This window comes from Pseudomonas sp. 5Vm1k (assembly GCF_056161485.1).
Window position 1 is genome coordinate 271,980 of record NZ_JBSPCZ010000010.1, and the last position, 6,000, is coordinate 277,979.

The 6,000-nt window shown below is 59.4% G+C and carries 5 protein-coding genes; 2 read left to right on the forward strand and 3 right to left on the reverse strand.

Annotation, left to right across the window (positions count from 1 at the left end):
* Positions 1 to 316: 316 nt before the first annotated feature.
* Positions 317 to 1,900 (reverse strand): rhodanese-related sulfurtransferase, encoded by a 1,584-nt coding sequence (locus tag ACWIKB_RS20965; RefSeq protein WP_475269163.1) that lies wholly within the window; start codon positions 1,898 to 1,900, stop codon positions 317 to 319.
* On the reverse strand, positions 1,897 to 2,505 hold the full coding sequence (locus ACWIKB_RS20970) for a cysteine dioxygenase family protein (RefSeq protein WP_475269164.1): 609 nt from the start codon (positions 2,503 to 2,505) through the stop codon (positions 1,897 to 1,899). Before ACWIKB_RS20970 ends, ACWIKB_RS20965 begins: the two co-directional genes overlap by 4 nt.
* Before the next feature lie 230 nt (positions 2,506 to 2,735).
* Between ACWIKB_RS20970 and ACWIKB_RS20975 the strand changes: the two genes are divergently transcribed.
* Together ACWIKB_RS20975 and ACWIKB_RS20980 are read left to right on the forward strand one after the other, a co-directional pair.
* Positions 2,736 to 3,641 carry a LysR family transcriptional regulator gene (locus ACWIKB_RS20975; protein WP_475269165.1) on the forward strand — a complete coding sequence of 302 codons (906 nt, stop codon included), beginning with the start codon at positions 2,736 to 2,738 and terminating at the stop codon, positions 3,639 to 3,641.
* A gap of 119 nt (positions 3,642 to 3,760) precedes the next feature.
* Positions 3,761 to 4,555 carry a class II aldolase/adducin family protein gene (locus tag ACWIKB_RS20980; protein ID WP_475269166.1) on the forward strand — a complete coding sequence of 265 codons (795 nt, stop codon included), beginning with the start codon at positions 3,761 to 3,763 and terminating at the stop codon, positions 4,553 to 4,555.
* Positions 4,556 to 4,678: 123 nt separating this feature from the next.
* Here the strand turns inward: ACWIKB_RS20980 and ACWIKB_RS20985 are convergent, their stop codons facing one another.
* Complete coding sequence (locus tag ACWIKB_RS20985) at positions 4,679 to 5,620, reverse strand: Dyp-type peroxidase (protein ID WP_475269167.1); 942 nt, start codon at positions 5,618 to 5,620, stop codon at positions 4,679 to 4,681.
* Positions 5,621 to 6,000: the final 380 nt, after the last annotated feature.

The window sequence follows — 6,000 nt, forward strand, 5'->3', positions numbered from 1 at the left end:
TCGAAAAGTACATTATGAAAATAATGCATTTAAAGTAATGCCGAAGATCATCAATTTCGCCGCAGAACCTGTAGGAGCGAGGCTTGCCCGCGAAGCAGACAACGCAGTTTTTCAGGCCTTGCGCGTTATCGTTCTTCGCAGGCAGCCACACTCCTGCGAGGCCGCAAGGTCTGAAACTGTATGCCCGCCGTGTGCAGTCATACACCCCGGCAAATCCAGGCGGCAGGCGCAGGTATTTTCTGGAACGATGAAAAACCTGTGGCGAGCACGCTTGCTCGCCACAGGTTCAGAGGGAGGCTGACATCCGTCAGGTTACTCAGATCACAAAAAAGCCATGGGTAGCGTCGCGGGCCAGTTGCGCGACCAACCCATATTCCCAATCCAGATAGGCTTGCATCGCTTCGCGCGGGCTGTCTGTGCCTTCATAGGGACGGCGATAGCGGTCGATGCGCGGCGAAGCCAGGTGCGTTTCGCCTTCTTCCAACGGCAGTTGCGCGGCGATCCAACTGACGGTGCCGCCCTTGAGCAGGAACACCGGTTTGCCGGTCAGTGCTTCGACGTCGGCGACGGCTAGCCGCGCCAATTGGCTGCTGCCACAGGTCAGAACGTAGCGTTCTGCTTTTGGCACATTGGCCAGGGCTTCGCGCAATTGCCCGCGCAGTGCCCACCACGCGCCGGGGATGTGGCGCTTGACGTAGTTGGCGCTGCTGGTGAAATCCAGCACCACGCTGTCGCCATGGGTCAGCCATTCAGCCAGGGTTTCGGGGCTGATTTCCTCAGCCTGCTGCGGTGCTGGAACCGGCGCCTGCCAGGCACCTTTTTCGCTGAAGTGCGCAGGCTGCGCATCGTCCAGCACATGCACCTCCCAACCCAGTTGCGAGAGCCAGGACGCCGACATGTTGGCGCGCACACCGTCGTCATCTACCAGCACCAGGCGCGCACCACGCACGCTGGCGAAGTGATCGGTTTCCTGCACCAGTTGGCCGCCGGGTGTCGAGCGGGCGGCGGGCAGGTGGCCGGCTTCAAATTCTTCCGGGGTGCGCACATCGAACAGATACGTGCTGCGGGTCGATTCCTGCTGCCAGCGCTGAAGATCAGCCAGATTGGCGCGGCCAACCAGCGCTTTATCGGCGACGCGACGGGCATCCTGGGCGGCAATGTGGCGGTGTTCTTCGCTGGTCGGTGCAAACCGGCGCGACTGGCCGTGTTGCAGTTGTTGACCGGCGAGGGTCCAGCCGATGGTGCCGTTGCGTAAGGCAGACACCGGGTTCGGAATGCCGGAGTTGATCAACGACTGAGTGCCGATGATGCTGCGGGTGCGACCGGCGCAGTTGACGATGATCCGCGTCGCGGGGTCTGGGGCCAATTCGCGGGCACGCAACACCAGTTCCGCGCCGGGAACACTGATGCCGGTGGGAATGCTCATGGTCTGGTATTCGTCGAAACGCCGGGCATCGAGCACCACCACGTCGGCTTCGCTGTCGAGCAGCGCCTGAACCTCTTCCGCCGCCAGGGATGGCGTGTGGCGCTGGCTTTCCACCAGTTCACCAAACGCTTTGCTCGGCACGTTGACGTCGATAAACAACTCGCCACCGGCGCGGCGCCAACCGTCCAGGCCACCTTCCAGCAGACCGACATTCACATAGCCCAAACCTTGCAGGCGCTGCGCCGCGATCTGCGCCAGGCCTTCGCCGTTGTCGTAGACCGTCACGGCGGTGTCGAGCCGTGGAATCCGCGAATACACCTCAAGCTCAAGTTTGGACAAGGGGATATTGGCCGCGAACAACGGGTGCGCTTCAGCGAAGGGCGCTTCTTCACGCACATCGACGAGGGCCAGTTCTTCCTTCTTCAGCAGAGCCTTGCGAATGTCGGCGAAGGTGCGGGTCAGTACGTTGCTCATAGGGCTTGGCTCTCTTTGGACAGATCCCAGATGTTGGGGAGAAAGGCGTTGGAATAACCGGAGATAAACAGTTTCTCACTGCCATCGGGCTGATACACCGCGCGGCGCACGGCGCCGATGTTGGCGCCGTAGACATGAATGCTGATGGAGACCTGATCATCAAAGGCGTTGCTGACTTGATGGATGTCGCCAATCTTCGGCGACACGGCTTCGACCTGACCGGGTTGCAACTGAATCCGGTTGCCCTCGGGTACCAGCGTGCCGTCGGTGTGGCGGGCGAAGCCCTGGGAATATTCGGCGCCGCGCAACATGCCGATCAGGCCCCAGACCCGATGATCGTGGATCGGCGTGCGCTGCCCCGGCCCCCAGACAAAACTCACCACACTGAAGCGCTGCCGCGAATCGGCGTGCAACAGGTATTGCTGGTAGCGTTCCGGGTCGGGGCGGGCAAAGTCTTCCGGCAGCCAGTCGTCATGGCTGACCAACTGACCGAGCAGCTTGCCGCCGCGATGCAATAGGTCACCCTCGCGCGGGTTGCTGTCGATCAATTCCGCCAGGGCGCCTATGAATGCTCTGAGTCTCTCCGGGTGTCGGGCCTGGGTCATGGCGATTCCATCGTTGGTTTCGAAGATTGTTAAAAATATCTAAGCATAATGATCATGTTTAATATGCTATTTTTTAATGATTAGGTTATAGCTGAAAGGAATTTAGAACCCATCTGAATAGCGTTAGACGTTATCGATAGAGCCGTGCCTGTGCTTCGGGCTATCCAGATGCCAGCAATGGAACTATGCTTTTCAAACATCTTATTGACTGTTCTCTATGTGCGGCCCAAATGAAAATTGATGATATCGATGCCTTCGTCGAAGTGATCCGTTGCCAATCCATCAGCCATGCCGCCGAGTCGTTGCAGCTGACTCAACCCGCGATTACCCGACGTGTGCAGAACTTCGAGCAAGCGTTGGGCGTGGAATTGTTCGACCGCAATACCAAACCGCTCAAGCCTACTTTGATCGGAACCCGGGTGTATGAACAGTGCCGTTTGATCCTTCGGGAAATGGACGCGCTGCGCGAGCTCGTGGCGACTGACGCACCGCCCACCGGGCTGCTGCGCCTGGGCGTGCCGCAAACCATCGGCGATGTGGTGCTGCTCGACGCCCTCAAGCATCTGCGCGTCGAGTACCCGGAATTGCGCGCCCAAGTGGCGACGGGCTGGGGCAGTCAATTGGTCGGCAAGATCGAACGCGGTGAGCTGGATGCGGCAGCGGCGCTGTTCCCAGCGGGCAAGATTTTCCCGGACAACATCGTTGGCGAGTCCATCGGCAAGATGGAACTGGTGGTGGTCTGCGCCAAGGCGCAAGTGCCCAAGCGGCCGTGCAAACTGGCCGATATCTACCAGAGTGGCTGGATTCTCAACCCCGATGGCTGTGGTTTCCGCGCCGGGTTGCAGCGGACCTTGTCGGATCAAGGCCTGGCCCTGCGGGTCAACCTGGAAACCTTCGGCACCGAGTTGCAGCTAGGCCTGGTCGCTGACGGTCTGGGCCTCGGGCTAGTGCCGCGTCCGTTGCTGGAGCGCAGCGCGCATGTCGATCAACTGGCGGTCATGCCGCTCAAGGATTTCAAGCCGGTAATGGACCTGTGGCTGATCTACCCGCACTTCCTCGGCAACCTGCAAGGGCCGGTGGATGCCTTTGGCAAACTGGTCGCCGGCTCGCTGCAGAAGATCAAGAGTGCGGCGTGACGGCAGGCTGAAGACATAAAAAAAAATGATAATTAGCTTAGATTAAAATGTGCTTTTTATTATTTTTGGCCTTCCCATAGGCTGGCTGCAATTCTTAAGGCCATCCAGGAAGTTTTGCCATGAGCAGCGTCAGCCCGTTGTCCAGTGTCTCGAAAAATGTTCGCCAACGCGTCACCCCCGAAGAATGGGAAGTGCGGGTCAAACTGGCTGCGGCCTATCGGTTGGCGGCGTTGTTCAAGTGGACCGATCACATCTACACGCACTTTTCCGCGCGGGTGCCGGGGCCTGAAGAGCATTTCCTGATCAATGCCTTCGGGCTGCTGTTCGATGAAATCAGCGCTTCCAACCTGGTCAAGGTCGACCTCGACGGTACCATCGTCGACGACCCGACCGGCCTCGGCATCAACTACGCCGGGTACGTGATCCACAGCGCCATCCACGGCGCGCGTCCCGACCTGCAAGCGGTGTTGCACACCCACACCCGCGACGGCATCGCGGTATCGGCCCAGCGCGATGGGCTGTTACCGATTTCCCAGCACTCCATTGGTTTCTCTGGGCGAGTGGCCTATCACGGTTACGAAGGCATCGCCCTGGACCTCGACGAGCGTGAACGGCTGGTGGCGGACCTGGGGGACAAAAGTGTGTTGATCCTGCGTAACCACGGTTTGCTGACGGCGGGTGTCAGCGTTGAACATGCGTTCCAGCAACTGCACGGTCTGGAGCGTGCCTGCAATATTCAGATCGCGGCCCAGGCGGGTGGCAACGCCGAACTGGTGTTCCCGCCGGCCGAGGTGGTGGCCAAGGTCGAGAAGCAGGCTGAGGTGTTCAAGAGTGGTGACGGGCCGGGTGTGGCGCGGCACTGGGATGCGCTAATTCGACAGTTGGAACGGACTGATACGGCTTACAAAGAATGAATCCAACACCACAACCCCTGTGGGAGCGGGCTTGCTCGCGAAGGCGGTGGATCAGTCAATATTGATGTTGGCTGACACTCCGCCTTCGCGAGCAAGCCCGCTCCCACAGGGGATTGTTTATGGCTAGCGATCCGCCAACTCTTCCAGCAAATCCGCCGAAGGCACGAAAAACAAACCACCGGTGACTGCCGTGCTGAAATCCAGCAAGCGGTCATAGTTGCCCGCAGGCCTGCCAACAAACATGTTCTCCAGCATCAGCTCAATCGGCTCGGGCGAGCGGGCATAGCCGATGAAGTAAGTCCCGAACTCGCCCGCGCCTGGGCGGCCGAACGGCATGTTGTCACGCAGGATTTTCACTTCCTGACCGTCCTTGGTGATGGTGGTCAAGGCGCTGTGGGAATTGCTTGGCTTGGCCGCATCATCGAGCTCGATATCCGACAGTTTGGTGCGTCCGATAACGCGCTCCTGCGCCTCAACAGACAGCCCGTTCCACGCATCCATCTTGTGCAAATACTTTTGCACCAGCACATAGCTGCCGCCGGCAAACTCCGAGTCTTCATCACCAATGATGGTGAATTTGGCCATGTGCCGGTCATCCGGATTTTCCGTACCGTCGACAAAGCCGATGATGCTGCGCATGTCGAAATAGCGGAAACCCTGGACCTCATCGACCACCGAAACCGCATCGCCCAACGCCGAGAGCAATTGCGTCGCCAATTCAAAACACAGGTCCATCTGGTCCGCACGAATGTGCAGCAGGATGTCCCCCGGCGTTGCCACCGCGCGGCGTCCCTCGTCACCGAATTCGCGAAAGGCGTGCAGCGAGGCCGGGCGCGGGCCGCCGAATAACGTGTCCCACGCGCTGGAACCAAAGCCGCAGACGCAGGACAGATAACCGGTTGGCACGCGTTTGCCGACGGAGCGGGTGAGGGCGGCGATGTCTCCGCACCAGCCCCGGACTTTTTCAGCGGCATCGCTGCCGGGCGCCAAGGTGGCCACGATGAAAATCGCGCTTTTTGTGATCGGGGCGCAGACGGCTTGAGGATCAGGCGTTGGATTAGTCATGGATATGAGCACTTTCATCGATGCGAAGTGCAAAGACAGTAGCAGGATAAAGGCTGTGAATCAGCCATCGAGACACCCGGGCGAACGAATGTAGGAGCAAAGCTTGCTCGCGAAAGCAGTGTGTCAGGCAACCTTGATTTCGCCTGACAGGCCGCCTTCGCGAGCAAGCCCGCTCCCACAGGGATTTGTGGTGGTAAAAAAAATTGCATGCACCACAGATGTCCTGTGGAAGCGAGCCTGCACGCGAAAGCGGTGTATCAGCCAACATCAATTTGGAATGTGAAGCCGCCTTCGCGAGCAAGCCCGCTCCCGCAATGAATCACCGCCGGACACAAATTCAGCACACACAGAAGATCCCCTGTGGGAGCGGGCTTGCTCGC

Coding starts and splice junctions, on each gene's coding strand:
- ACWIKB_RS20965 (WP_475269163.1), bottom strand. CDS start 1,900: ATGAGCAACGTACTGACCCGCACCTTCGCCGACATTCGCAAGGCTCTG.
- ACWIKB_RS20975 (WP_475269165.1), top strand. CDS start 2,736: ATGAAAATTGATGATATCGATGCCTTCGTCGAAGTGATCCGTTGCCAA.
- ACWIKB_RS20980 (WP_475269166.1), top strand. CDS start 3,761: ATGAGCAGCGTCAGCCCGTTGTCCAGTGTCTCGAAAAATGTTCGCCAA.
- ACWIKB_RS20985 (WP_475269167.1), bottom strand. CDS start 5,620: ATGACTAATCCAACGCCTGATCCTCAAGCCGTCTGCGCCCCGATCACA.
- ACWIKB_RS20970 (WP_475269164.1), bottom strand. CDS start 2,505: ATGACCCAGGCCCGACACCCGGAGAGACTCAGAGCATTCATAGGCGCC.